The organism is Kumtagia ephedrae, assembly GCF_003012745.1.
Taxonomy (GTDB): domain Bacteria; phylum Pseudomonadota; class Alphaproteobacteria; order Rhizobiales; family Rhizobiaceae; genus Kumtagia; species Kumtagia ephedrae.
The window spans coordinates 1-22,271 of record NZ_PXYK01000037.1; the positions used below are offsets into that span (position 1 = coordinate 1).

24 protein-coding genes are annotated in these 22,271 nt (G+C 67.6%); 18 read left to right on the plus strand and 6 right to left on the minus strand.

Annotation, left to right across the window (positions count from 1 at the left end; genetic code table 11):
• The first annotated feature begins 326 nt into the window (after positions 1 to 326).
• The 4 genes from C7I84_RS26295 (at position 327) to C7I84_RS26315 (ending at position 5,291) form a co-directional block, all read left to right on the plus strand.
• Positions 327 to 926 (plus strand): MgtC/SapB family protein, encoded by a 600-nt coding sequence (locus C7I84_RS26295; RefSeq protein ID WP_106775191.1) that lies wholly within the window; start codon positions 327 to 329, stop codon positions 924 to 926.
• Positions 927 to 1,175: 249 nt separating this feature from the next.
• Positions 1,176 to 2,585: a 3-isopropylmalate dehydratase large subunit gene (gene leuC, locus C7I84_RS26305; protein WP_106775192.1), complete on the plus strand. Its 1,410-nt coding sequence runs from the start codon at positions 1,176 to 1,178 to the stop codon at positions 2,583 to 2,585.
• 150 nt (positions 2,586 to 2,735) lie between these two features.
• Positions 2,736 to 3,947, plus strand: a complete 1,212-nt coding sequence (locus C7I84_RS26310; protein WP_106775193.1) for a GGDEF domain-containing protein — start codon at positions 2,736 to 2,738, stop codon at positions 3,945 to 3,947.
• 150 nt (positions 3,948 to 4,097) lie between these two features.
• Positions 4,098 to 5,291 carry a GGDEF domain-containing protein gene (locus C7I84_RS26315; protein ID WP_106775194.1) on the plus strand — a complete coding sequence of 398 codons (1,194 nt, stop codon included), beginning with the start codon at positions 4,098 to 4,100 and terminating at the stop codon, positions 5,289 to 5,291.
• A gap of 7 nt (positions 5,292 to 5,298) precedes the next feature.
• Here C7I84_RS26315 and C7I84_RS26320 read toward each other — a convergent pair whose 3' ends face one another.
• The 3 genes from C7I84_RS26320 to C7I84_RS26330 all read right to left on the minus strand — a co-directional run bounded on the left by C7I84_RS26320 (position 5,299) and on the right by C7I84_RS26330 (position 7,959).
• Positions 5,299 to 6,144, minus strand: a complete 846-nt coding sequence (locus tag C7I84_RS26320) for a COG3904 family protein (RefSeq protein WP_245428617.1) — start codon at positions 6,142 to 6,144, stop codon at positions 5,299 to 5,301.
• Positions 6,141 to 7,505, minus strand: a complete 1,365-nt coding sequence (locus C7I84_RS26325) for a hypothetical protein (RefSeq protein WP_106775195.1) — start codon at positions 7,503 to 7,505, stop codon at positions 6,141 to 6,143. Before C7I84_RS26325 ends, C7I84_RS26320 begins: the two co-directional genes overlap by 4 nt.
• Before the next feature lie 79 nt (positions 7,506 to 7,584).
• Positions 7,585 to 7,959, minus strand: a complete 375-nt coding sequence (locus C7I84_RS26330; protein WP_245428618.1) for a hypothetical protein — start codon at positions 7,957 to 7,959, stop codon at positions 7,585 to 7,587.
• A 324-nt stretch (positions 7,960 to 8,283) separates the two neighbouring features.
• On the opposite strand from C7I84_RS26330, the gene sdhC reads away from it, so the two are divergent.
• From sdhC to C7I84_RS26380, 11 genes are all read left to right on the plus strand, one after another.
• On the plus strand, positions 8,284 to 8,694 hold the full coding sequence (sdhC, locus tag C7I84_RS26335; protein ID WP_106775197.1) for a succinate dehydrogenase, cytochrome b556 subunit: 411 nt from the start codon (positions 8,284 to 8,286) through the stop codon (positions 8,692 to 8,694).
• 5 nt (positions 8,695 to 8,699) lie between these two features.
• Positions 8,700 to 9,083 carry a succinate dehydrogenase, hydrophobic membrane anchor protein gene (gene sdhD / locus C7I84_RS26340; protein ID WP_106775236.1) on the plus strand — a complete coding sequence of 128 codons (384 nt, stop codon included), beginning with the start codon at positions 8,700 to 8,702 and terminating at the stop codon, positions 9,081 to 9,083.
• A gap of 3 nt (positions 9,084 to 9,086) precedes the next feature.
• Positions 9,087 to 10,919, plus strand: coding sequence for a succinate dehydrogenase flavoprotein subunit (gene sdhA, locus C7I84_RS26345; RefSeq protein ID WP_106775198.1), 1,833 nt, complete (start codon positions 9,087 to 9,089; stop codon positions 10,917 to 10,919).
• 6 nt (positions 10,920 to 10,925) lie between these two features.
• The gene (locus tag C7I84_RS26350) at positions 10,926 to 11,795 is read left to right on the plus strand and encodes a glycosyltransferase family 25 protein (RefSeq protein ID WP_106775199.1); all 870 of its coding nucleotides are present in this window, start codon (positions 10,926 to 10,928) and stop codon (positions 11,793 to 11,795) included.
• Positions 11,788 to 11,961 carry a hypothetical protein gene (locus C7I84_RS30220; RefSeq protein WP_165816233.1) on the plus strand — a complete coding sequence of 58 codons (174 nt, stop codon included), beginning with the start codon at positions 11,788 to 11,790 and terminating at the stop codon, positions 11,959 to 11,961. The genes C7I84_RS26350 and C7I84_RS30220 overlap by 8 nt, the downstream gene beginning before the upstream one ends.
• Positions 11,958 to 12,200 (plus strand): hypothetical protein, encoded by a 243-nt coding sequence (locus tag C7I84_RS26355; protein WP_106775200.1) that lies wholly within the window; start codon positions 11,958 to 11,960, stop codon positions 12,198 to 12,200. The genes C7I84_RS30220 and C7I84_RS26355 overlap by 4 nt, the downstream gene beginning before the upstream one ends.
• Positions 12,197 to 12,634 (plus strand): type II toxin-antitoxin system VapC family toxin, encoded by a 438-nt coding sequence (locus C7I84_RS26360; protein WP_106775201.1) that lies wholly within the window; start codon positions 12,197 to 12,199, stop codon positions 12,632 to 12,634. Before C7I84_RS26355 ends, C7I84_RS26360 begins: the two co-directional genes overlap by 4 nt.
• 3 nt (positions 12,635 to 12,637) lie before the next feature.
• On the plus strand, positions 12,638 to 13,417 hold the full coding sequence (locus C7I84_RS26365) for a succinate dehydrogenase iron-sulfur subunit (protein WP_106775202.1): 780 nt from the start codon (positions 12,638 to 12,640) through the stop codon (positions 13,415 to 13,417).
• Positions 13,418 to 13,602: 185 nt separating this feature from the next.
• Positions 13,603 to 14,193: a hypothetical protein gene (locus tag C7I84_RS26370; RefSeq protein ID WP_106775203.1), complete on the plus strand. Its 591-nt coding sequence runs from the start codon at positions 13,603 to 13,605 to the stop codon at positions 14,191 to 14,193.
• A gap of 58 nt (positions 14,194 to 14,251) precedes the next feature.
• The gene (locus tag C7I84_RS26375; RefSeq protein ID WP_106775204.1) at positions 14,252 to 14,893 is read left to right on the plus strand and encodes a YceH family protein; all 642 of its coding nucleotides are present in this window, start codon (positions 14,252 to 14,254) and stop codon (positions 14,891 to 14,893) included.
• Between the two features lie 249 nt (positions 14,894 to 15,142).
• Positions 15,143 to 16,705, plus strand: coding sequence for an MFS transporter (locus C7I84_RS26380; RefSeq protein ID WP_106775205.1), 1,563 nt, complete (start codon positions 15,143 to 15,145; stop codon positions 16,703 to 16,705).
• Positions 16,706 to 16,759: 54 nt separating this feature from the next.
• Here C7I84_RS26380 and C7I84_RS26385 read toward each other — a convergent pair whose 3' ends face one another.
• Positions 16,760 to 17,185: an OsmC family protein gene (locus C7I84_RS26385; protein ID WP_106775206.1), complete on the minus strand. Its 426-nt coding sequence runs from the start codon at positions 17,183 to 17,185 to the stop codon at positions 16,760 to 16,762.
• A gap of 247 nt (positions 17,186 to 17,432) precedes the next feature.
• On the opposite strand from C7I84_RS26385, the gene C7I84_RS26390 reads away from it, so the two are divergent.
• Together C7I84_RS26390 and C7I84_RS26395 are read left to right on the plus strand one after the other, a co-directional pair.
• A complete protein-coding gene (locus tag C7I84_RS26390) occupies positions 17,433 to 17,681 on the plus strand; it encodes a hypothetical protein (protein ID WP_133170163.1) in 249 nt (82 codons plus the stop codon).
• Complete coding sequence (locus C7I84_RS26395) at positions 17,678 to 18,034, plus strand: YciI family protein (protein WP_106775208.1); 357 nt, start codon at positions 17,678 to 17,680, stop codon at positions 18,032 to 18,034. Before C7I84_RS26390 ends, C7I84_RS26395 begins: the two co-directional genes overlap by 4 nt.
• A 182-nt stretch (positions 18,035 to 18,216) precedes the next feature.
• Here C7I84_RS26395 and C7I84_RS26400 read toward each other — a convergent pair whose 3' ends face one another.
• The gene (locus C7I84_RS26400; protein ID WP_106775237.1) at positions 18,217 to 18,675 is read right to left on the minus strand and encodes a YbaK/EbsC family protein; all 459 of its coding nucleotides are present in this window, start codon (positions 18,673 to 18,675) and stop codon (positions 18,217 to 18,219) included.
• Between the two features lie 158 nt (positions 18,676 to 18,833).
• Between C7I84_RS26400 and C7I84_RS26405 the strand changes: the two genes are divergently transcribed.
• Positions 18,834 to 21,011 carry a calcium-binding protein gene (locus C7I84_RS26405; protein WP_106775209.1) on the plus strand — a complete coding sequence of 726 codons (2,178 nt, stop codon included), beginning with the start codon at positions 18,834 to 18,836 and terminating at the stop codon, positions 21,009 to 21,011.
• A gap of 12 nt (positions 21,012 to 21,023) precedes the next feature.
• On the opposite strand, the gene C7I84_RS26410 is transcribed toward C7I84_RS26405, so the two are convergent.
• The gene (locus C7I84_RS26410) at positions 21,024 to 22,265 is read right to left on the minus strand and encodes a ubiquinone biosynthesis hydroxylase (protein WP_106775210.1); all 1,242 of its coding nucleotides are present in this window, start codon (positions 22,263 to 22,265) and stop codon (positions 21,024 to 21,026) included.
• Positions 22,266 to 22,271: the final 6 nt, after the last annotated feature.

A 22,271-nucleotide genomic window follows, 5' to 3' on the forward strand; every position in this document is an offset into this window, starting at 1 on the left:
ATGCAAAGCGCATGCCCCGTCCCTTTCTGAGTCTCGACAACCAGAAGGTAGACGGAAAATCCCCGTCTCTCGGGGCATGCGCCTGCGGCATTTCGATTCACCAATAACTTTCCCCGGACAGCCCTGCCCTTGAGGGGAGGGGTTAGGGGTGGGGGTGATTCCGTATGTGTTGTCCTATTCTTTGCGGTAGGTTCGATCGCGCGTCGCCGGGCAGCCAGTCTTGTGTCATGTGCGCCCCCTTCCGATCTTGAAGCTCATGCGGCTCAGCCGTCCATCGGAACCCCCTGCCACCGCCGGCGTTATCGCGCACCGGACCTGGGGGTTTCATGGAACAGCTCGTCGAGGAATTCGGCCATCCCACCTACACGCCCTTCACCGTGATCATGGCGCGGCTGCTGCTCGCAGCCGGCTTCGGTGCAGCGATCGGCTTCGAGCGCGAATGGCGCAACCGGCCGGCGGGCTTGCGCACGCACATCCTCGTCTGCGTCGCGGCGGCGACCTTCGCCATCCTGACCATCGAGATCATCCATGCGCCGATGTTCACCACCGACACGCTGGGCGATGCGGTCAAGGTCGACCCGATCCGCGTGGTCGAGGCGGTAACCGCCGGGGTCGCCTTCCTGGCGGCCGGTGTGGTCATCTTTACGCGCGGCGAGGTGCACGGGCTGACGACCGGCGCCGGCATGTGGCTGGCCGGCGCTATCGGCGTCGCCTGCGGCCTCGGGCTCTGGCAGGTCGCGCTGTTCTCGACGCTGCTGGCACTTGCGGTGCTCGTGCTTCTCTATGCTTTCGAGCGCAGCATGGACCTGAACCAGGGCGAGGACTTCGAGCGGCCGGAGGAGGACGGCAAGAAGCCGGCGCGCGCCGTCGAGAACAAGCGCGACGACCCCAGCCGCGTCCAGCCGCACGACCGGCGGAAGGATTAGCAGACGCCCGACAGCCGCCCGCGCGCCGCAATTGCCGCCGGCCCAAAAGCTTGATATGAGCGGCGGCATGGAAGAGCTGTTCGGGGATCCGAGCTACAAGGGCTTCGTGCTGCAGGACAAGAAGCGCCTGCCGGCACGGTTCTTCGCGCGCATCTCGGGCGCGCTGCTTGCCCGACTCGGCTGACACCGAGACGTCTCCGGCCGCGGCCGGCCCTCCATAGCTTTTCCCAGATCGACGGATTTACGCAAATGAGCGCACCGCGCACCCTCTACGACAAGATCTTCGACGACCATGTGGTCGACCGCCAGGACGACGGCACCTGCCTGCTCTACATCGACCGCCACCTCGTGCACGAGGTCACCAGCCCGCAGGCCTTCGAGGGCCTGCGCATGACCGGGCGCACGGTGCGACATCCCGAGAAGACGCTCGCCGTCGTCGACCACAACGTGCCGACCTCGCCCGACCGCAAGCACGGCATCAAGAACGAGGAAAGCCGCATCCAGGTCGAGGCGCTGGCGAAGAACGCCGCCGATTTCGGCGTCGAATATTATTCCGAGAACGACGTCCGCCAGGGCATCGTCCACATCGTCGGTCCCGAGCAGGGTTTCACGCTGCCCGGCATGACCATCGTGTGCGGCGACAGCCATACGTCCACGCATGGCGCCTTCGGTGCGCTGGCGCACGGCATCGGCACGTCGGAGGTCGAGCATGTGCTCGCCACCCAGACGCTGATCCAGAAGAAGGCCAAGAACATGCTGGTGCGCGTCGACGGCCAGCTGCCGGAGGGCGTCACCGCCAAGGACATCATACTCGCCATCATCGGCGAGATCGGCACGGCCGGCGGCACCGGCTATGTCATCGAATATGCCGGCGAGGCAATCCGCGCGCTGTCGATGGAAGGCCGCATGACCATCTGCAACATGTCGATCGAGGGCGGCGCCCGCGCCGGCCTGATCGCGCCGGACGAGACGACCTTCGCCTACGTCGAAGGCAAGCCCCGCGCGCCCAAGGGCGCGGCCTGGGACCAGGCGCTGGCCTACTGGAAGACGCTGCACACCGACGAGGGCGCGCATTTCGACAAGGTGGTAGTGCTCGACGCGGCGAAGCTGCCGCCGATCGTCACCTGGGGCTCCTCGCCGGAGGATGTCGCCTCGGTGCTCGGCGTGGTGCCGAACCCGGACGAGATCGCGGACGAGAACAAGCGCAACTCCAAGAAGCGCGCGCTCGACTATATGGGCCTGACGCCGGGCACGAAGATCACCGACATTCCGCTCGACCGGGTCTTCATCGGCTCCTGCACCAACGGCCGCATCGAGGATCTGCGCGCCGTCGCCAAGGTGGTCGACGGCAGGAAGGTCGCGCCCACGGTCAACGCCATGATCGTGCCAGGCTCGGGCCTGGTGAAGGAGCAGGCGGAAGCCGAAGGCCTCGACAAGATCTTCAAGGAAGCCGGCTTCGACTGGCGCGAGCCGGGCTGCTCCATGTGCCTTGCCATGAACGACGACCGGCTGAAGCCGCACGAGCGCTGCGCCTCCACCTCGAACCGCAATTTCGAGGGCCGCCAGGGCTTCAAGGGCCGCACCCACCTGGTTTCGCCGGCGATGGCGGCGGCGGCGGCCATCGCCGGCCGCTTCGTCGACATCCGCGATTGGCGGTGATCCTGGGAGGCGGCGCCCGAGGAGGCGCCGCCTCTCCTGTCCAACCCGACCCGCTTTCCACAACCCTAGGGTAGGCGAAGCGACGGCTTAACCTCTTCTTTGCCGCTCTCTTCTAAGGTCTTCCCTTGCGGAATCCTCATCGGAGCGGCGTTGGACCAGGGACTTTTCATCTCTCTGATCAACCCGGCGCTGTCGGCAGTCCTGTCGACCGCGTTCCTCGTGCTGTGGCTGGTGCGGCGCGAGCGTCGCTACGTGCTGCAGTTTTCCGTCAGCTACGGGCTCATCGCCTTCGGCTTCGTCTTGCAGGGCTTTCAGATGGGCCTGGGATTCGAGCTGTCAAAGCTCGTCTCCAACGTCCTGTTCTTCGTCGCGGTGATTCTGTTCATCGGCGCCGTCGTCGCCCGGCAGGGGTTGCGGGTACCGTACGTTTCGCTGCTCGCGTCTTCCGTTGCCGGGATGGCCGTCTTCGCCTGGTTCCTCCTCGTCGAACCCGACTTCGTCATTCGTGTCTTTGCCGTCAACGGCGCCCTGGGGGTCATGTGCGTGGCCGGAGTGTTGAGACTGCGCCAGGCGGTCAACCCCGCGCCGATCGACCGGCTGCTGCTGTGGCTGGCGGGGCTGCGGGCGCTCGATTTCTTCCTCCGCCCCGCCGCGGTGGCGCTGTTCGATCCCGGCACGGTCGGGCAGGTCTCCTTCACCACTTCGGCCTATTGGCTGACCACCAGCCTGTCGGTAATCGTGTCGTCGCTGGCGATCGCGCTGACGCTGCTTACCGCCGTCGCCATCGACATCATGCAGGAGCTTCGGACGGAATCGCGGACCGATGCGCTGTCGGGACTGCTGAACCGCCGCGGCCTGGCGGAGAAGGCGAAACCGTTCTTCGAGCCGGCAAGGTCCGGCGGGGTGCCGCTCGGACTGGTGCTCGCCGACCTGGACCGCTTCAAGGCCGTCAACGACACCCATGGCCACGCCACCGGCGATGCGGTCATCGTCGCCTTCGCCGAGTTGCTGAAGCAGGCCGGGGCCGGACGGGCCGCCGTGGCACGCACGGGCGGCGAGGAGTTCGCCATCCTGATGCCCTATTGCGACCTCGCCGCGGCCCGCCTGCTGGCGGAGGGCCTTCGTGCCGCCCTGTCCGGCGGAGCGCTGGACGGAGTAAAGCCGGGCCTGGGTCGCATCACCTGCAGCTTCGGCGTCACCGCGCGGGCCGGCGACGAGAGTTTCGACATGCTGCTCGAGCGCGCCGACGCCGCGCTGCTGCAGGCCAAGCGGGCGGGCCGCGACAGGGTCCGGGTCGCCTACCTGCATCCCGAATTCACCACCCCGGAGACATTTCAATCCCCAGTGGGGCGAGCGGGATGAGCGGCGTCGCATTCGGCGCGCCTGGGCCGCGAACGACCGGCAACCACCGTGGTTTCGGGGATGCCACGCCTCGTCGCCCGTTTACGTCCTGTTACGCCGATCGTGCCTTTATGCGGAGGCAATGGCGGGACAGCATCTGGCTTAGATAGGATGAGCGGAGCGGGCTTCATTCTTGCGATCAACTTCGTCGTGGCGGGCCTGTTCGCCGCGTCGTTCCTTGCCGTCGCGCTCTACGATACACACCCGGCGGCGCCACGCTGGTTCGCCTTCGGCTACATGCTTGGCGCGCTTTATTTCGGCATCGAGTTCGCCATCTTCATGCTTGCCGGCGGCAGCATCGTGGCGGTTCTCTCCTTCTCGGTGGCGCTGGCCAGCTTTGCCCTGTTCAATGTCGGGCTGGCGCACAAATACAGGATCGCCGTCCCATGGCGGCTGATGGCCGTGGTGTTCCTGCTGTCGGTCGTGGCCTGTGCCGCCATCCAGGGCATGCCGCGCGGCTCGATCCTGCGCATGTTCGTCTATCAGGCACCCTATTTCGTCATGCAGGCGATCGGCGTCTGGATCATCCATCGATCGTCCGCGCGCGCCTGGCTGGACAGGGTGCTCGAGGTCGCGCTGGCGGCCAGCGCGCTGCACTTTCTCGCCAAGCCGCTCCTCATGCAGCTTGCCGGCGGCACCGGCGCGAGCGTCGGCGACTATCTCAAGACCGACTACGCCATGATCTCGCAGAGCCTCGGCGCCATCTTCGGCATCGGCGTCGCTTTGCTCGCCTTGATCATCCTGGTCCGCGACATCCTGGCTGAAGTCACCGCCAAATCGGAGATGGACACGCTTTCGGGCCTGCTCAACCGCCGCGGCTTCGAACGGCTTGCGGCGCTCTCGCTGGAGCACGCGAGCCGCCAGGGCATGCCCGTCGCGCTGGTGATTGCCGACCTCGACCACTTCAAGGTGGTCAACGACACCTACGGCCACGCCAGCGGCGACCGCGCCATCCAGGCTTTCGCCAGCTTCCTGCAGAGCGCGACGGGAACGGGGCACATCGCCGCGCGGCTGGGCGGCGAGGAATTCGCCATCGTCCTGCCGGGCGCCAATCTGGTCGCGGCGCGCCTGCTGGCGGAAGGCGCGCGCAGCGCCTTTTCCGCCTTGCCGATCGGCGGCCTGCCGGCCGCCGCGCGGGTCACCGCCAGCTTCGGCGTCGCCGAACTGCTGCCCTCCGAAGGCTTGTCGTCGCTGATGGCAAGGGCCGACGAAGCGCTCTACGCGGCCAAGAAGGCCGGCCGCGACTGCGTGCGCGTGGCGCGGCTGGCGACGATCGAACCGACCCGCGGCCTGCAGACCGGCTGACCGACCGCTACTTCTTCTTTGCGATTTTCCGTGCTTCCGTGACCAGCCGGTAGCCCGTCATCTCCTCAGGCGAGAAATAATAGAGGGCGCGCGGCGGCGTATCGAGCGCGTGCAGCCAGAGCGCGGGATCGACGCCCATTGCCGCGAGGTGGCGCGAGATGCGCGCTGTGGTCATCTGGGCGTCGGCCATGACCTGCGCCGGTTCGGCCGCCGACGCGGTCGCCGCGTAGAACTGGTGGACGCCGATCGCCGCCTTGCTTCCCGCCGCGCGGTGCTCGCCACCCGCCAGCACCAGCGGGCAGGAGGAGGCGCAGAGCGCGCCGTCGGCGACCTCGGTATCCAGCCCCCGCTCGCGCACCAGCCGCGCCATCGCCATGGCGTCCTCGAGCGCGCCGCCCGGCGAATTGAGCGACACCGTCTTCACATATTCGCCGCGCGCCGCGATCTCGGCGGCGAAGCGGTCGGCCGTGCCGGCGACGATGCTGCCTTGCGCCTCCAGCCGGCCGCCGGCCTGCAGCGTGAAGGCCATCGGTTCGCCGAGACGGCCCGGATCGGCGGTCACGAACGGACGCGGGTCGGTCGCCGGCGCCGGGATGCCGACCTCGACCGCTGGCGGCAGCACCGGTTCCGCCATGGAAGGCTCGGCGCTCTCGGCGAAGGACCAGCCGTTGCGCTCTGCAAGGTCGTGCAGGTCGAGCGCCAGCACGCTGATGGTACCGATCAGCAGGCCGCGAAACGCCCAGCGCAACACCTCGCCGTCGTCGAAGCGGGAGAGATAGCGGACGATCGGGTTCGGCCGCGGTACCGCATCGTCGGGCAGACGGTTTTGCGCACGTTCGACCGGCATCGTCATGGGTCGACCCGCTTGCGTTCGGAGAGCGACGACAGCGGCGTCACGTTCTCGGCGGCGATCGGCCTTGCCGCCACGTCCGGCCGCGGCTGGACGTCCGCGGCCGCCGGTTCCGCCACAGGCGGGTGGACCGGAGCAGGTTCCGGCGTCGGCGTCTCCACCTCGACCGGGCGGGCGCGGGCCTGCAACAGGTCGTTGTATCTCAGCGAGCGCAGCATGTCGCCGGCGGTGATCCGGTCGGCTTCCTCCATGTCGTCCTCGCCGCGGCGCATGACGCCGTGCACCACCATCATGATGCCGACCAGCACGGCCGGCAGCAGGTCGATCGAGATGGCGCCGGCCCAGCTCGGGATGAAGTCGCCGGCATAGCGCAGCACCGCTTCCGCCGAGGTCAGCGGCACGTAGCGCCGCTCCGGCACCTTCGGCTGGTTGAGGATCTCGGCGGCCGCGTCCGACAGCGCCTTGGACTGCGCGGCCACCGAGCCGCGGATGGTCGCCATCACCTGGTCCTGCCTGCCGGCAAGATCCGGCGACGTGCCGTCGGCGACCGGCGCGATGAAGCCGACCGACAGGTCGGCGGCGGCGCGGCTGACAGAGGCGGCGATGGAGGTCTGCTCGAGCGAGGCGATGACGCCGGACAACGCCACCGATTCGGCAGCGAACTTGTCGGAGCGCTGCTCGATCGCGCCCGGCGCCGACACCAGGCCGCGCATCGTGGCGAGATGTTTCTGGCCCTGCTCGAAGGCGTTCTGGATCGGCTCGCGCGACGCCTGGATGGTCGTCTCCAGCTCCTTCATCTGCGCCGACATCTGGCTGAGCAGCTGCACGACGCTGCCCGAGCCGGAGGTGCCGGTAAGCGCGCCGGAATTCTGCTCGTCGGCGGCCAGCCGGGCGAAGCGCTCGCCGGCGCGCTGGATGTCGGGCAGCAGCGACAGCGTGCCCAGCGCGTTGCCGTGCGCCTGGTCGAGGTCGGCGGTGTAGTCCTCGAGCGTCAGCGCCAGGTGCTGCTCGACCGCCGCCGAGCCGGCAAGCGCTGCGGCATTGAGCCAGGACGACATGGCGATGATCATCGCCGAGCCGACGCCCATGATGGCGAGCAGCGCCAGGCGCGAGCCGCCGTCGCGCATCTCCGGCAGGAAGCGGATGAGATAGGTCCAGAAGCCGTACATGGCGACCGACACGGAGGCCGAGTAGATCACCGCGGCGAAGAAGACCACGGTGGCGGAGCCGTCGAGCAGGCTGCGCACGCCGAGATAGGTGTAGACGCCGCTCGCCAGCGCCAGGGTGGCGAGCACGAAGCGCGTCATGGTTTCGAGGCCGGCGATATGGTCCTTCAGCCGGCGGGACTGGGCTGCGTGGCTCATCGATGGTTAACCGTTCCTAAACGCCTGCGTGCGGAGCTTGGCCGGACAAAGATGACCGAAAGAGGGCCGACGCGCCGCCTCAGCGGCAGGGCCCTCCCTGCAGCGGGATCTCGCCCTGGTCGAAGCCGTACATGTAGCTGCGGCCCTTCACCAGCACCGGCGGGCGGTAGCATCCGGCCAGTGCGGCGCCGTTGTTCACATCGTCGGAATAGGCGCCATCCTCGTCGGCATATGCGACCTCGGGCTGACCCGCGCCGACATAGCTGGCCAGCCGCTCGGCCTCGTGGCCTTCGCCGACGAGGATGCGCTTATAGCCGGCGGCGCTCTCGATCACCAGATTGCCGAAACTGTCGGCATAGACCCTGTCGCGCTCCCACGCGGGGGCGGGCGCGACCACCGCAAGCGCCAGCGCCGCGCTCATCGCGGCTCCGGCCAGCTTATATCCGAGACGCATCATGCTCTCCCTGGTTCGAGGACAGTCCTCCTCGATTCGCAGAGTTAACGCTTTCTTAACCTTTGTTAAGAGGTCGGCGGCGTCGCCGCCCGCCTATCGATGAACATGGTTAACGTCGGCGCGCGAGGCGGATAAGCGGACGCAGCGTCAGCTTAACCGATTGAACCCCCGATTGCTCATTCTCTATGACTAAAGCAATGCAGGAAAAGGGTTTTTTGGCTTTGACGCACTGCAAAAAACGCATTAAGTACGCACTGCCTCGGTCGCGCCTGCGACGGTCCCTGCCGTTGCCGCGATTGGATCGGCGACGAATACGGGGAAGCCATGAGCCCAGCACCAGCCACCCGCCAGGCGCCGCGCGCGCGGCCGCTGTCGCCGCATCTCACCGTCTACCGCTGGCAGATCACCATGACGATGTCGATCCTGCACCGGGTGACCGGCGGCGCGCTCTATGTCGGCACGCTGCTGGTCGCCTGGTGGCTGATCGCGCTCGCCACCTCGGAGCGGCAGTTCGCAATCGTGCACGGCATCGTCGGCTCCTGGTTCGGGCTGCTGGTGCTGTTCGGTTACACCTGGGCGCTGTTCCACCATCTGCTTGGCGGCGTGCGCCACTTCATCTGGGACACCGGCGCGGGGCTGGAGAAGCACACCGCCTCGATGCTTGCCTGGGCGACGCTGGCGGGCTCGGTGCTGCTCACCGTGCTCGTCTGGCTCGCCTATTTCCTGATCGGGTGATCGACATGGCCGATATGAGAACGCCGCTGAACAGGGTCCGGGGCCTCGGCTCCGCCAAGGAGGGCACCGGCCATTTCTGGCGGATACGGCTTTCGGCGATCGCGCTGGTGCCGCTGGCGCTGTTCATGGTCGGCTGGGTGCTGTCGCTGCGCGGCGCCGGCTATGCCGAGGTGCGGGCCTCGCTGTCGCAGCCGCTGGTCGCGCTGGCCGCCGCCGCGTTCATCGTCGCGAGCCTCGACCACATGCGGCTCGGCATGCAGATCATCATCGAGGATTATGTGCACGGCGAAGGCAGCAAGCTGGCGCTGCTGATCCTCAACACCTTCTTCTCCTTCGCGGTCGGCATCGCGTCGCTGTTCGCGCTGCTCAAACTGGCATTCGGGGGCTGATCCGTGGCCAATTCATCTTCCGCCGCCGGCAAGGGCTACACCTTCGTCGACCACAAGTTCGACGTCGTCGTCGTCGGTGCCGGCGGCGCCGGCCTGCGCGCCACGCTCGGCATGGCCGAGCAGGGCCTGCGCACCGCCTGCATCACAAAGGTGTTCCCGACGCGCTCGCACACGGTGGCGGCGCAGGGCGGCATCGCCGCCTCGCTGGCCAATATGGGGCCGGACAATTGGCAGTGGCACATGTACGACACCGTCAAGGGGTCGGACTGGCTCGGCGACGTCGACGCCATGGAATACATGGTCCAGCAGGCGCCGGCCGCCGTCTACGAGCTCGAGCATTACGGCGTCCCGTTCTCGCGCACCGAGGAGGGGAAAATTTACCAGCGGCCGTTCGGCGGCCATATGACCCAGTTCGGCGACGGCCCGCCGGTGCAGCGCACCTGCGCGGCGGCCGACCGCACCGGCCACGCCATCCTGCATACGCTCTATGGCCAGTCGCTGAAGAACAATGCGCAGTTCTTCATCGAGTATTTCGCCATCGACCTGATCATGGAGCCGGACGGCACCTGCACCGGCGTCGTCGCCTGGAACCTCGACGACGGCACCATCCACCGCTTCTCGGCCAAGATGACGGTGCTGGCGACCGGCGGCTACGGCCGCGCCTATTTCTCGGCGACCTCGGCGCATACCTGCACCGGCGACGGCGGCGGCATGGTGGCGCGGGCGGGGCTGCCTCTGCAGGACATGGAGTTCGTGCAGTTCCATCCGACCGGCATCTACGGCGCCGGCTGCCTGATCACCGAGGGCGCGCGCGGCGAGGGCGGCTATCTCGTCAATTCCGAGGGCGAGCGCTTCATGGAGCGCTACGCGCCGTCGGCCAAGGACCTGGCCAGCCGCGACGTGGTCTCGCGCTGCATGACGCTGGAGATTCGCGAAGGGCGGGGCGTCGGCAAGAACAAGGACCACATCTTCCTGCATCTCGACCATCTCGATCCGGCCGTGCTGCACGAGCGGCTTCCGGGCATCTCGGAGAGCGCGAAGATCTTCGCCGGCGTCGACGTCACCCGCGAGCCGATCCCGGTGCTGCCGACGGTGCACTACAACATGGGCGGCATCCCGACCAACTACTGGGGCGAGGTGCTCAACCCGACCGCCGACGATCCGGACCGCGTGTCGCCCGGCCTGATGGCGGTGGGCGAGGCGGGCTGCGCCTCCGTGCACGGCGCCAACCGGCTCGGCTCCAACTCGCTCATCGATCTGGTGGTGTTCGGCCGCGCCGCGGCGATCCGCGCCGGCCAGGTGATCGACCGCAATGCGCCGATCCCGCCGGTCAACGAGGCGGCGGTCGACAGGATCATGCATCGCTTCGACCGTCTGCGGCATGCCGACGGCAAGGCGCCGACCGCCTATCTGCGCGAGAAGATGCAGCGCGCGATGCAGGAGGACGCCGCCGTCTTCCGCACCCAGGAGACGCTGGAGCAGGGCTGCAGGCGCATCTCGGCGGTGTGGAACGAACTCGAGGACATAAAAGTGTCCGACCGCTCGATGATCTGGAACTCCGACCTGGTCGAGACGCTGGAGCTGGAGAACCTGATGGCGAACGCCATCGTCACGGTCTACGGCGCCGAAGCGCGCAAGGAGAGCCGCGGCGCTCATGCCCGCGAGGATTTTTCGGCGCGCGACGACGTCAACTGGCGCAAGCACACGCTGTCGTGGCTCGCGCCCGACGGCACGGTGACGCTCGGCTACCGGCCGGTGCATACCGAGACGCTGCTGCCGGTGGCGGAAGGCGGCATCGACCCGGCCAAGATCGCGCCCAAGGCGCGGGTGTATTGAGGCGAGATGAGCGAGCCCGATCCAGCCACGGTCGACCGCGAGGCGGGGCAGTGTCCGGTCCTCGTGATCAACCTCGACCGCTCGCCCGGCCGCCTGGCGTTCCAGAAATCCCAGGCGGCCCGGCTCGGCCTGGCGTTCGAGCGCGTGGCGGCGGTCGACGGCGCCCTGCTGGCGCAGGCGGAGTATGAGCGCCATGCCTACCGGTGGCATCGCCCGCTGAGCCGTTCCGAGGTCGGCTGCCTGCTCAGCCATGCAGCGTGCTGGCGGCGCGTCGTCGAGCTCGGGCGGAATGTCGTCGTGATCGAGGACGATCTCGTGCTGGCGCAGGAAACGGCTGCCTTCCTGAGGGAGGCAGGCGTGCTGGCCGGCGCCGTGGTCGTCAATCTGGAGACCCGCGGCAGACCCCGCTTCATCTCCCAGGAGCCGGTGGAAATGCTGGGCGAGCAGGGCCTGCACGTCCTGTATGCGGCGGTGGCCGGTTCGGCCGCCTATCTGGTCACGCCTCTCGCGGCGGCCAGGTTGCTGGAGAAGCTGCCGCGCAAGGCGGCGCTGGCCGATGCCTTCCTGTGGGGACGCCGCGGCATCCGCTACCTGCAGGCCGATCCGGCGCTCGGCATGCCGCTGGACTTCCTCGAGGATAGCGGCCGCGCCGTCGAGGAGGCCGTCAGCACCATCAGGCGGCCGCATCTGAAGCTGGCGGAGAAGCTCGCGCTGGCGCTGCGGCATCCGCTCATGCGCGCCCGCCGGGCTGCGAACCAGCTAAAGGTCGGGCTGACCAAGCTTGCCATGAAGGGAACGGCGCTGATGAGCACCGTGGCGCCGACCCCTTCCATATTCGCCACTTACGACGCGCTGAAAGGGGCCGGTCATGGTTAAGCTCATGCTTGCATCCCTCGACCGGGTCGCGCCCGACAAGCTCGGCTTCAAGGGTGGCAGGCAGACGGCGATTACGACGTCTACCCTTTCCAAGATGGCCGATCGTCGCCAAATATTGGTGGCCGGGACTGGCGACGAGAGCGATTTCGAGGAGCAATCGTCATGAATGCAATCAACATTCGCATCGAGGATGAAACGCTTGTCTCCAGGCTGTCCCGTCTGGCCGACGTGCATAAACGCAGCGTCGAGGCGGAAGCTCTGGAAATCATAAGGTCGGCGCTCGCCGAGGAAGTGCGCGTCGACCGTCTCGCCATTGCCGATCGTATCGCGGCCATGACGCCAAAAGACCGTGTGCGGACGGACAGCACGGCTCTCGTCCGCGAGGATCGAGATCGCGACGAATGATTATCGTGGTCGACACATCGGTCATCGTGAAGTGGTTCATCAACGAGCCTGGGCACGATCTTGCCCGACAGTTTTTGCACCCGGAGCGTGATCTTGCGGCACCTGATTTTGCAATCGCAGAGGCGGCCAACGTGCTCTGGCGCAGGCAACGCAGCGGCGAAATCGGCTCCGAGCAGGCGGAAGAATCGTTGCGCCAATTGCCCTTGTTTTTCAAGCACCTGTCTCCTGCGTCCGATCTGGTGCTGGACTCGCTCCGTATGGCTCGCGAGTTGGGACATTCCGTCTACGACTGCATGTTCCTGGTCCTGGCGGCAAGTTTGCCGGAGGGATGCCTGTTGACCGCGGACGACCGATTCATCGCCAAGGTGGCCACCACGCGGTATGAACAATTGCTGCGGCCGCTCGCGGATTCTCCTCTGCCGAGAGAGCACTGATCCATGGTTGAACTCACCCTCCCCAAGAACTCGAAGATCAATCCCGGCAAGACCTGGCCGAAGCCGGAGGGCGCGACCAATCTGCGCGAGTACCGCATCTACCGCTGGTCGCCGGACGACGACGAGAACCCGCGCGTCGATACCTATTTCGTCGATCTCGACGATTGCGGCCCGATGGTGCTGGACGCGCTGCTGTGGATCAAGAACAAGGTCGACCCGACGCTGACGCTGCGCCGCTCCTGCCGCGAGGGCATCTGCGGCTCCTGCGCCATGAACATCGACGGCGGCAACACGCTCGCCTGCACCAAGGGCATGGACGACATCTCCGGGGCGGTGAAGGTCTACCCGCTGCCGCACATGCCGGTGGTCAAGGACCTGGTGCCGGACCTGACGGTGGCTTACGCCCAGCTCGCCTCGATCGACCCCTATCTCAAGACGGTGTCGCCGGAGCCGGCCAAGGAGTGGCGGCAGAGCCACGAGGACCGGCAGAAGCTCGACGGCCTCTACGAGTGCATCCTGTGCTTCTGCTGCCAGACCTCGTGCCCGAGCTACTGGTGGAACGGCGAGCGCTATCTCGGGCCGGCGGTGCTGCTGCAGGCCTATCGCTGGCTGATCGATTCGCGTGACGAGGCCAAGGGCGAGCGGCTCGACAACTTGGAGGACCCGTTCCGCCTCTACCGCTGCCACACCATCATGAACTGCACCCAGACCTGCCCGAAGGGCCTGAATCCGGCCAAGGCCATCGCCGAGATCAAGAAGATGATGGTGGAGCGGCGGGTCTGAGCGGAGAGGCGCCCGGTCCGAACGCAGGCGCCGGCGGGCTGCTGCCGCATCTCGATCGCGCCCGCATCCTCGAATTCTATCGCCTGGCGCCTGGCCGGGAGCTTGACGGCAAATTCCTGCACCCGGAGTCCTCCGCGGCCCTTGCAGCCAATGCGCTCGGCTTCTTCCTCGACCGGGCCGAACCCTTGCTGGAGGCGCTCGGCCTGGAGGTCGCGGGGCCTGCCACACTGCGCCTCGAACAATGCCTTCGTTTCCCATGGCGCGGAGGTCTGCATCCTTGGCTGGATGCGGTCGTCGAGACCGCCGATGCGATCGTGGCAATCGAATCGAAACGCTACGAGCCATTTCGAAGCGGCAAGCGCGCAGGGTTCTCGTCCGCCTATCTCCGGCCGGTCTGGGGTACGGACATGGAGCGATTCCTGGCTCAGCGCGATCTTTTGATGAGCGCAGGCGGCTTGTACGCTTCGTTAGATGCCGTGCAGCTGGTCAAGCATGCGCTTGGCCTGGCGACACAAGCGCGAAAACGCCGCAAGCGCGCGATTCTTGTTTATCTCCACGCCGAACCGGAAGCCCGGCCGGACGGCCGCCCGATAACCGCTGAGAAGATCGTTTCCCACCGCCACGAGCGCGATCGCTTCGCAGCCGCCGTCGCCGACGATTACGTGGCGTTTCACGTAACCGACTATCGCCGGCTGATCATGAACCTTGCCGCCTCGGCCGATCCCGCGGTCCGCCTGCATGCGGAGCGCGTGCTGGAGCGCTTCGCACCACTCTGATTTCTGACGAAATCCTCTCCCCTTGCCGCCCGCCCGGCATTTTGCGAGAAACGCCGGCATGAACACCACCAGTGACCTGCCGATCCTGACCCCCGCCGAGGCGCGCGTGCTCGGCTGCCTGATCGAGAAGAAGGAGCTGACGCCGGACATCTATCCGCTGACGCTCAACGCCGCCCACGCCGCCGCCAACCAGAAGACGGCGCGCGATCCCGTCATGGCCCTGGAGCAGGTCGAGGTGCACCGGGCGCTCAAGCAGCTGGAGCAGAAGGGGCTGGTCCGCCAGATATTCGCGTCGCGCGTCGAGCGCTACGAGCACCAGATGGCGCAGCGCTTCTCGCTGACCACGGCGCAGACGGCGATCATCGGCCTGTTGATGCTGCGCGGCCCGCAGACCGCGCACGAACTCCTGGCGCGGACCGAGCGCATGGCGCGCTACCAGTCCGTCGAAAACCTGCGCGACGACCTCGACCTGTTGATCGGCCGGCGGCCGCCGCTGATCAAGGAGCTCGGACGCGCCCCGGGCCAGCGCGAGGAGCGCTTTGCCCACCTGCTGTCGGGCGATGTCCAGGCGAGCGCGGCGCCGGAACCGCTGCGGGTTTCGTCCGTAGGCTCGCCCGAGCTTGAAGAGCGCGTGCGCGCGCTCGAGGAGAAGGTGGCCGAGCTGGCCGCGCAACTCCAGGCGCTGCGCGGCGGCGCGTAGAAGGCTGCTCTCCTTAGGCCGCTGCGGTTGCGGCCTGCCGCGACACCATAGGTGGGCTTCGTCGTTCAAGGCGCGTAACCGCCGGTCTCCACGCTCCCGACCCCCTCTGTCAGGAGAGCTCGCGCCGTCGACTTGACCTAAACCGTAGCTGAGCTTCTAGAAAACGTATGAGCGCTGTCGGCACGCGCCGGCGGCGAACGTCTTCAGCGTGCGGGCGCCGGCAGCCGCAGCCAACCATCGGAGACAATCATGGCCACCGTAGTTCCAGCCAAGGCGACGCGTCGCGAGTGGATCGGGCTGGTGGCGCTGGCGCTGCCGTGCCTGCTCTACACGATGGACCTCACCGTGCTCAATCTGGCGGTGCCGCATCTCGTCGCCGACCTGAAGCCGAGCGCGGTGCAGCTCCTGTGGATCGTTGACATCTACGGCTTCCTGATCGCCGGCTCGCTGATCACCATGGGCACGCTGGGCGACCGCATCGGCCGCCGCAAGGTGCTGCTGGCCGGCGCGGTGCTGTTCGGCATCGCCTCGGTGATCGCCGCCTTCTCCACCTCCGCGGAGATGCTGATCGCGGCGCGCGCTCTGCTCGGCATCGCCGGGGCGACGCTGGCGCCGTCGACGCTGTCGCTCATCCGCAACATGTTCCACGACCCGGCCGAGCGGACGTTTGCCATCAGCGTGTGGGCGACCAGCTATTCGGTCGGGGCGGGCATGGGGCCGCTGCTCGGCGGCGTGCTGCTGGAATATTTCTGGTGGGGCTCTGTGTTCCTGCTCGCCGTGCCGGTGATGGTCCTGCTCCTGATCGTCGGGCCGATCCTGCTGCCGGAATATCGCGATCCGCAGGCCGGGCGGCTCGACATCGCCAGCGCCGCGCTGTCGCTGCTGGCCGTGCTCGCCATGGTCTATGGGCTGAAGCACATCGCCTCCGACGGCGTCGCCTGGATTTCGGTCGCGTCGATCCTCGCCGGGCTGGCGATCGGCGCGGTTTTCGTCGTGCGGCAGCGGCGGCTCGCCGATCCGCTGCTCGACCTCAGCCTGTTCCGCTCGCGCACCTTCAGCGCCGCGCTCGGCGTCAACATCATCGCCTGCTTCGTCGCCTTCGGCCCCTTCGTGTTCATCGCCCAGTACCTGCAGCTGGTGCTCGGCCTGTCGCCGCTGGAGGCCGGGCTGTGGACGCTGCCGTCGTCGCTCGGCTTCGTCGTCAGCTCGATGACGACGGCCTGCGTGGTGAGCCGCATTCCGGCGCCGAAGGTCATCGCCGGCGGGCTGATGCTGGCGGCCGTCTCCTTCCTGCTGCTCACCCAGGTGGGCGGCAGCCATGGCCTCGCGGTCATCGTGGCGGCGACCGTCGTCATGTCGCTCGGCCTCGGCCAGGTGTTCACGCTCACCACCGACCTCATCGTCGGCGCCGCCCCGCCCGAGCGCGCCGGGGCGGCCGGGGCGCTGTCGGAGACGGGCGCGGAATTCGGCGGCGTGCTCGGCATCGCCGTGCTCGGCAGCGTCGGCATGGCGATCTATCGCGGCATGATGGTCGGCGCCGTCCCCGACGTGGTGCCGGAGGAGGCGGCGCGGGCGGCCCGCGACACGCTGGGCGGGGCGGTCGCCGTCGCCCCGCAGCTGCCGGACGGCATCGAGGGCACGCTGCTTGCGGCGGCGCGCGAGGCCTTCGTCAGCGGCTTCGAGCTGATCGTCGCCATCTCCGCCCTGCTCACCATCGTGGCGGCGCTGGTGATGATGCTCATCTTCCGCAAGGCCGGGCCCGGCGGGCGGGCCGGGAAGCCGGAGGAGGCGGCGCTGGAGCGGGCGGCGTGACAACGCAGCCCGCCGCCTGGGCGGGCCGCTGCTGCCAAGGATCGGTCGGCAGGCTCAGGCGAGCCTGGCGTCGAGCGACACCTTGATCGAGCCGAGGGCGCGCGACACCGGGCATTCGCCCTTCGCCTTCTCGGCCAGTTCCTTGAACTTCGCTTCGTCGAGCCCCGGCACGGTGCCGACCAGCGTGATGGCGCTGCCGGTGATGCCGGTGCCCGGCACCAGCGTCACCACCGCCTTGGCGTCGAGCTTTTCGGCCGGCGTGCCGTTCTCGGCGAGGAAATGCGACAGCTGCATGGCGAAGCAGCCGGCATGGGCGGCGGCGATCAGCTCCTCCGGATTGGTGCCGGATTTGCCGCTCTCGTCCTCGAAGCGGCCCTTGAAGGAATAGGGCAGGCCCTGCAGCGCGCCGCTCTGTGCGTCGATCGTGCCGGAACCTTCCTTCAGCGTGCCCTTCCAGACGGCGGTGGCGTGACGGTCCATGATGGTCTCCCTTGCTCAGGTTGGCGAGCCGCCGCGGCGGCCTCGTCCGACTATAGCGCGGCCGGCGGTCAGCGCCATGACAGTCTTTTGGCCGAACGGCTTGGCGGGGCTCTCCGCCCGCGAAAAAAGAGCGGAAAATCGTCCGGGAAGACCTCAAAAATTCTGAAAATTGCGCGTGAAAAAATGTCGGTTCGGCGAAATCCGGCTCGTCCTCGGATCGAAATGCCAGTTTTCGATGGAGGTTGCCGTGCAGATGCTCGCCTTTCTGGTCCTGTTTCCCGACCCGCGCCGCCGACGCCGCGCCGACGATCCGGCGCCGGATGCCCTCAACCTGCTATCGGCGGCGCTGGACGGCGGCGGCCGGCTGCTGCTGGCGCTCGGCGTGATCGCCGCGGTCGTCACGGGGCTTCACATCGCCGCGACGACCGGCCACGATGCCGCGCCAGGCCGCATCGCGGACACCATGACAATCGAGCAGGAAGGAGACCGGCCATGAAATATGTCTGTCTCGTCTACGGCGAAGAGCAGAAGCTCCGCGACCTGACGCAGGAGGGGCTGGCCCAGGTGGATGCCTCCTCGCTGGCCCACGACCGCGCGCTGGAGGCCAGCGGCCATCTGATCGTGGCGCAGGCGCTGCAATCGGTGAAGACCTCGAAATCCGTGCGCCGCCGCAAGGGCAAGGTTTTGGTCACCGACGGCCCGTTCGCCGAGACCAAGGAGCAGTTGCTCGGTTTCCTGATGATCGAGGCCAGGGATCTCGACGAGGCACTGGAGATCGCCGGCGAAGTACCGCTTGCGGAACTCGGCACGATCGAGGTGCGTGAAATCTACAGGATTCCGGGCTCGTGACGGCGTAGATGCCGGGGACAGTTTACTTTCTTTCGGCGGAAAGGCCGCGGCGGTTCAGACGTTGCGCGGGCCGAAAAAAGTAAACTGTCCCCTGCGCTTACGCCGTCTCGACCGCAGGTCCCGGCGAACGCGCTTCGGGTTGTCGGGCAGATCAGGCAAACGGTTCCGCCCCCGAGCCTCTCCTACTGGCACACATCCACCCATTCGGCGCCGGTCAGCTCGGCCAGGCGCCGCGGCGACAGCTTTACGGCGGCGTTGGTGGCGCCGGCGGCGGGCACCACCTCGTCGAAGCGCCTCAGCGATGCGTCGCAATAGACCGGCAGCGGTGCCGGCAGGCCGAAGGGGCAGACGCCGCCGACCGGATGGCTGGTGAGCTGTGTCACCTCGGCGGCCTCCAGCATGCGCGGCTTGCCCCCGAAAACATCCTTGAACTTGCGGTTGTCGAGCCGGGCCATGCCCCCGGCGACCACCAGCATGACCCGGTCGCCGACGCGCAGGCAGATGGTCTTGGCGATCTGCGCCGGCTCGACGCCATGCGCCTCCGCCGCCAGCTGCACCGTCGCCGAGCTTTTCTCGGTGACGATGACGGCGATGTCGGGAGCTTTTTCGGCGAAGAAGGCGCGGACGGATTCGAGGCTCATGGCGGCGGACAATAGAAACAGCGGCGCCGTCAGGCAATCGCCTGTTCCAGTGGGGCTGACCTGCGCCCGTGGCTTGTCCATCTGCCCTAAGTTGAAATAGTCTCCGGACCTGGGGGATGCTGCCGAAGCCGGCGGCTGTTGTCTTGGGGGGACTTGCCATGCCGGATACACCGACGCTTTGGAGCGGCGCTACTCAGGCGAATACCACCGACACGATCGACGATCCATTCGCGGGCTTGCTGTCGGGCCAGGGCAATGCGCAGGTCGCGGCCATCGGGGGCGGACGCTTCGTCGTCGTCTGGGAGGACGACACCAACACCTTCGGCGTCGGTCTCGGCCCCAAGGATATCGTCGGCCAGGTCTTCGACGCAACCGGCACGAAGGTCGGCAGCGAGTTCGTCGTCAACCAGGTCTATTTCGACTACGACCAGAGCCAGCCGGACATCGTCGCGTTGCCGGGAGGCGGTTTCGCGGTGGCCATGAAGAGCTTCGGCGATCCGCTGTTCGAGGATGGAGAGAACATCATCGTCGAGATCTTCGATGCCGACGGCGTCAAGGTATCGGATGACGATTTCCGCCAGTCTCCCGGCGGCCCGAAGTTCGTCGACGACACGAAGCCCTCGATCACCGCCGTCTCCGGCGGCTATGCCGTCGTCTACCAGCAGTCGGACGGCGTCGACGAGCACATCGTCGGCCACATCGTCTCGGCCGGCGTCATCGGACCTGCCTTCACCGTCGAGGGCACGGCCGGCGTCGGCCGCGATCCGGAGACGACCACGCTGGAGAACGGCAATTTCGTTGTGGTCTACGAGGTCGAGACCGCCGGCGGGGCGACCCAGGTCCGCGCGCAGATACGCACGGCCGCAGGAGCCCTCGTCACCGACGTCCTGATCGATTCCGACAACGCGGACGAATTCGGCCCGGCAAAGGTGGCGGCGCTGGCCGGCGGCGGCTTCGCCGTCGCCTTCCAGAGGGAGAACGTTGAGGAGGGCGGGCCTGGAATCCTGATCAAGGTCTACGATGCCGGCGGGAGCCCGGTCGCGGAGACGGACAGTCCGGCCTTCGCCACCACGGCCGGGGGCGTGACGGAGCCTGCCATCGTCGCAATGCCGGACGGCGGCTTCGTGGTCGTCTGGCACGAGACCGAAACCGGGGCGATCCGCGGACAGCGGTTCGACGACGACGCCTCTGCCAACGGCAGCGAATTCATCGTGGCAAATGTGGCCGGCACCTTGTCGTCGCCGCAGATCACGGTGCTTGGCGACGGCCGCCTGCTCATCTCGTTCGTCAGGGACGAGGGCGGCGGGGATACCGACGTCTTCACCACCATCTGGGATGCGCGCGACAGCCCGATCGCCGGAACCGCCGGCGACGACGTGCTCACGGCGCGTGTCGAGGGGGCGACGGTAAGCGGGCTCGGCGGCAACGACACGCTGCATGGCGGGGCCGGAAACGACGTGCTGCATGGCGGCCGCGGCGTCGATCGGATGGAAGGCGGCGCCGGCAACGATCTTTATTACGTCTACGAGGCGTCGGACGTGGTCGTCGAAGGGCCGGGAAACGGATCCAACGACTGGGTCGCGACGGGAACACATTACCGTCTCTCGGCCGGCGCCCAGATCGAGAAGCTCACCACCACCAATGTCGGTGGACTGACAGCCATCGACCTGACGGGCAACGCCGTCTCCCAGGTCATCCACGGCAATGCCGGCAGGAACTGGATCGACGGCGGTGGCGGCGGCGACCGCATGGTCGGGCACGAAGGCAACGACGTCTACATCGTCAATTCCGCCGCCGACGTCATCGTCGAGGCGGTCAACGAGGGCGCGCTCGATATCGTCGCCGTCCGGACGAGCTACGTCCTGACCGCGGGCGCCGAGATCGAGAGCCTGCGCACCACGAATTTTGCAGGGCTTTCGCCGATCAACCTGACGGGCAACGCGTTCGGGCAGAGCGTCTACGGCAATGCCGGCGCCAACGTGATCAATGGTGGCGGCGGCAACGACACGCTGTTCGGGCTCGCCGGCGCCGACGTCTTCGTCTTCGACACGCCGCTCGGGCCAGGCAATGTCGACGTGCTTGCCGATTTCGTCAGCGGAGAGGACCTCGTACATCTCGACAACGGGGTGTTCACGGGCCTGTCGCTCGGCGCGCTTTCGGCGGCCGCCTTTTTCGAGGGCACGGCCGCGACGACGGCGGACCACCGCATCATCCATGATTCGGTCAACGGCCGATTGCTGTTCGATGCGGACGGCAACGGCCTTGGGCTTGCGGTCGAGTTCGCCGGGGTGTCGCCGGGCCTCCCCATCACCGTCGGCGATTTCCTCGTCGTCTGACGGGGACCCCGCTCAGATCGCCTCGCCCTTGAGCAGCCGCGGCGTGTCGCCGGTCAGGCCGGAGGCCTGGCGGATGAAATAGTCCTTCAGCCGCGGCATGCGGTCGACCATGCCAAGCCCGACGTCGCGCAGCGCCCTGAGCGGCGCGAAGTCGTTGGAGAACAGGCGGTTGAGCACGTCGGTGGTGACGCCCATCTGCACCGTGTCGAAGCGCCGCCAGCGCTCGTAACGCTGCAGCACGTCGAGGCCGCCGATGTCCTGGCCGAGGCGGTCTGCCTCGACCACGGTCTCGGCCAGCGCGGCGGCGTCCTTGAAGCCGAGGTTGAGGCCCTGGCCGGCGATCGGGTGGATGCCGTGGGCGGCGTCGCCGGCGAGCGCGAAACGCGGTTTGACGAAGTCGCGCGCCAGGGTGAGGCCGAGCGGCCAGGCGCGCGGCTTGTCCTCCACCTTGATCTCGCCGAGCTTCAGGCCGAAACGCTGCTCCAGCTCGATCTCGAAGACCAACTTGTCGGAAGCCACCAGCCGCTCGGCGTCGGCGGTGCGTTCGGTCCAGACGATGGAGGAGCGGTTGCCCATCAGCGGCAGGATGGCGAAGGGACCGGCCGGCAGAAAATGCTCCTCGGCGCGGCCGCCATGCGGGCGCTCATGCGCGACGGTGCAGACGATGCCGGACTGGCCGTAGTCCCAGTGCACGGTCTTGATGCCGGCCATGTCGCGCAGGCGCGAGCGCACGCCGTCGGCGGCGACCAGCAGGGCCGTGCGCAGGGTGACGCCGTCGGCGAGATGCACCAGCGTCCGGCCGATGCCGGTCTCGAATGCCTGTACGGCGACGCCTTCGATCAGGTCGATGCCGAGCTCGGCGGCGCGGCGGCGCAGGCTGCCGTTCAGTACCTTGTTGGCGACCATGTGGGCAAAAGGCTCGCCGGGGCCGACTTCGCCGCCGAAGGTGAGGAACACCGGCCGCACCGGATCGCTGCTGCGCGAATCGGTGACGATCATGTCGGTGATCGGCTGGGCATGCGGCGCGATCTCGCCCCAGCAGCCGAGATGGCCCAGCATGCGGCAGGCCGCGGCCGCGACGGCGGAGGCCCGGCCGTCGCGCTGCCATGCGCCTTCGGGGGCGGCGTCGACCACTGCCACCTTGAGATTGGGCCGCGCCTGCCGGATGGAGACGGCGACTGCCAGCCCGACATAACCCGCGCCCGCCACCAGCACGTCCAGTGCCGGGCCTTCGTCCGCCTTGTCGTTGCGCATAGCCGT

Bases quoted from the DNA above. Each gene is read 5' to 3' on its own strand.
- C7I84_RS26405 (WP_106775209.1), top strand. From the start codon at position 18,834: ATGCCGGATACACCGACGCTTTGGAGCGGCGCTACTCAGGCGAATACC.
- C7I84_RS26360 (WP_106775201.1), top strand. From the start codon at position 12,197: ATGATTATCGTGGTCGACACATCGGTCATCGTGAAGTGGTTCATCAAC.
- C7I84_RS26410 (WP_106775210.1), bottom strand. From the start codon at position 22,265: ATGCGCAACGACAAGGCGGACGAAGGCCCGGCACTGGACGTGCTGGTG.
- sdhD (WP_106775236.1), top strand. From the start codon at position 8,700: ATGGCCGATATGAGAACGCCGCTGAACAGGGTCCGGGGCCTCGGCTCC.
- sdhC (WP_106775197.1), top strand. From the start codon at position 8,284: ATGAGCCCAGCACCAGCCACCCGCCAGGCGCCGCGCGCGCGGCCGCTG.
- C7I84_RS26350 (WP_106775199.1), top strand. From the start codon at position 10,926: ATGAGCGAGCCCGATCCAGCCACGGTCGACCGCGAGGCGGGGCAGTGT.
- C7I84_RS26355 (WP_106775200.1), top strand. From the start codon at position 11,958: ATGAATGCAATCAACATTCGCATCGAGGATGAAACGCTTGTCTCCAGG.
- C7I84_RS26320 (WP_245428617.1), bottom strand. From the start codon at position 6,144: ATGACGATGCCGGTCGAACGTGCGCAAAACCGTCTGCCCGACGATGCG.
- leuC (WP_106775192.1), top strand. From the start codon at position 1,176: ATGAGCGCACCGCGCACCCTCTACGACAAGATCTTCGACGACCATGTG.
- C7I84_RS26325 (WP_106775195.1), bottom strand. From the start codon at position 7,505: ATGAGCCACGCAGCCCAGTCCCGCCGGCTGAAGGACCATATCGCCGGC.
- C7I84_RS26395 (WP_106775208.1), top strand. From the start codon at position 17,678: ATGAAATATGTCTGTCTCGTCTACGGCGAAGAGCAGAAGCTCCGCGAC.
- C7I84_RS26380 (WP_106775205.1), top strand. From the start codon at position 15,143: ATGGCCACCGTAGTTCCAGCCAAGGCGACGCGTCGCGAGTGGATCGGG.
- C7I84_RS26295 (WP_106775191.1), top strand. From the start codon at position 327: ATGGAACAGCTCGTCGAGGAATTCGGCCATCCCACCTACACGCCCTTC.
- C7I84_RS26400 (WP_106775237.1), bottom strand. From the start codon at position 18,675: ATGAGCCTCGAATCCGTCCGCGCCTTCTTCGCCGAAAAAGCTCCCGAC.
- C7I84_RS26365 (WP_106775202.1), top strand. From the start codon at position 12,638: ATGGTTGAACTCACCCTCCCCAAGAACTCGAAGATCAATCCCGGCAAG.
- C7I84_RS26330 (WP_245428618.1), bottom strand. From the start codon at position 7,959: ATGCGTCTCGGATATAAGCTGGCCGGAGCCGCGATGAGCGCGGCGCTG.
- C7I84_RS26375 (WP_106775204.1), top strand. From the start codon at position 14,252: ATGAACACCACCAGTGACCTGCCGATCCTGACCCCCGCCGAGGCGCGC.
- C7I84_RS30220 (WP_165816233.1), top strand. From the start codon at position 11,788: ATGGTTAAGCTCATGCTTGCATCCCTCGACCGGGTCGCGCCCGACAAG.
- C7I84_RS26385 (WP_106775206.1), bottom strand. From the start codon at position 17,185: ATGGACCGTCACGCCACCGCCGTCTGGAAGGGCACGCTGAAGGAAGGT.
- C7I84_RS26315 (WP_106775194.1), top strand. From the start codon at position 4,098: ATGAGCGGAGCGGGCTTCATTCTTGCGATCAACTTCGTCGTGGCGGGC.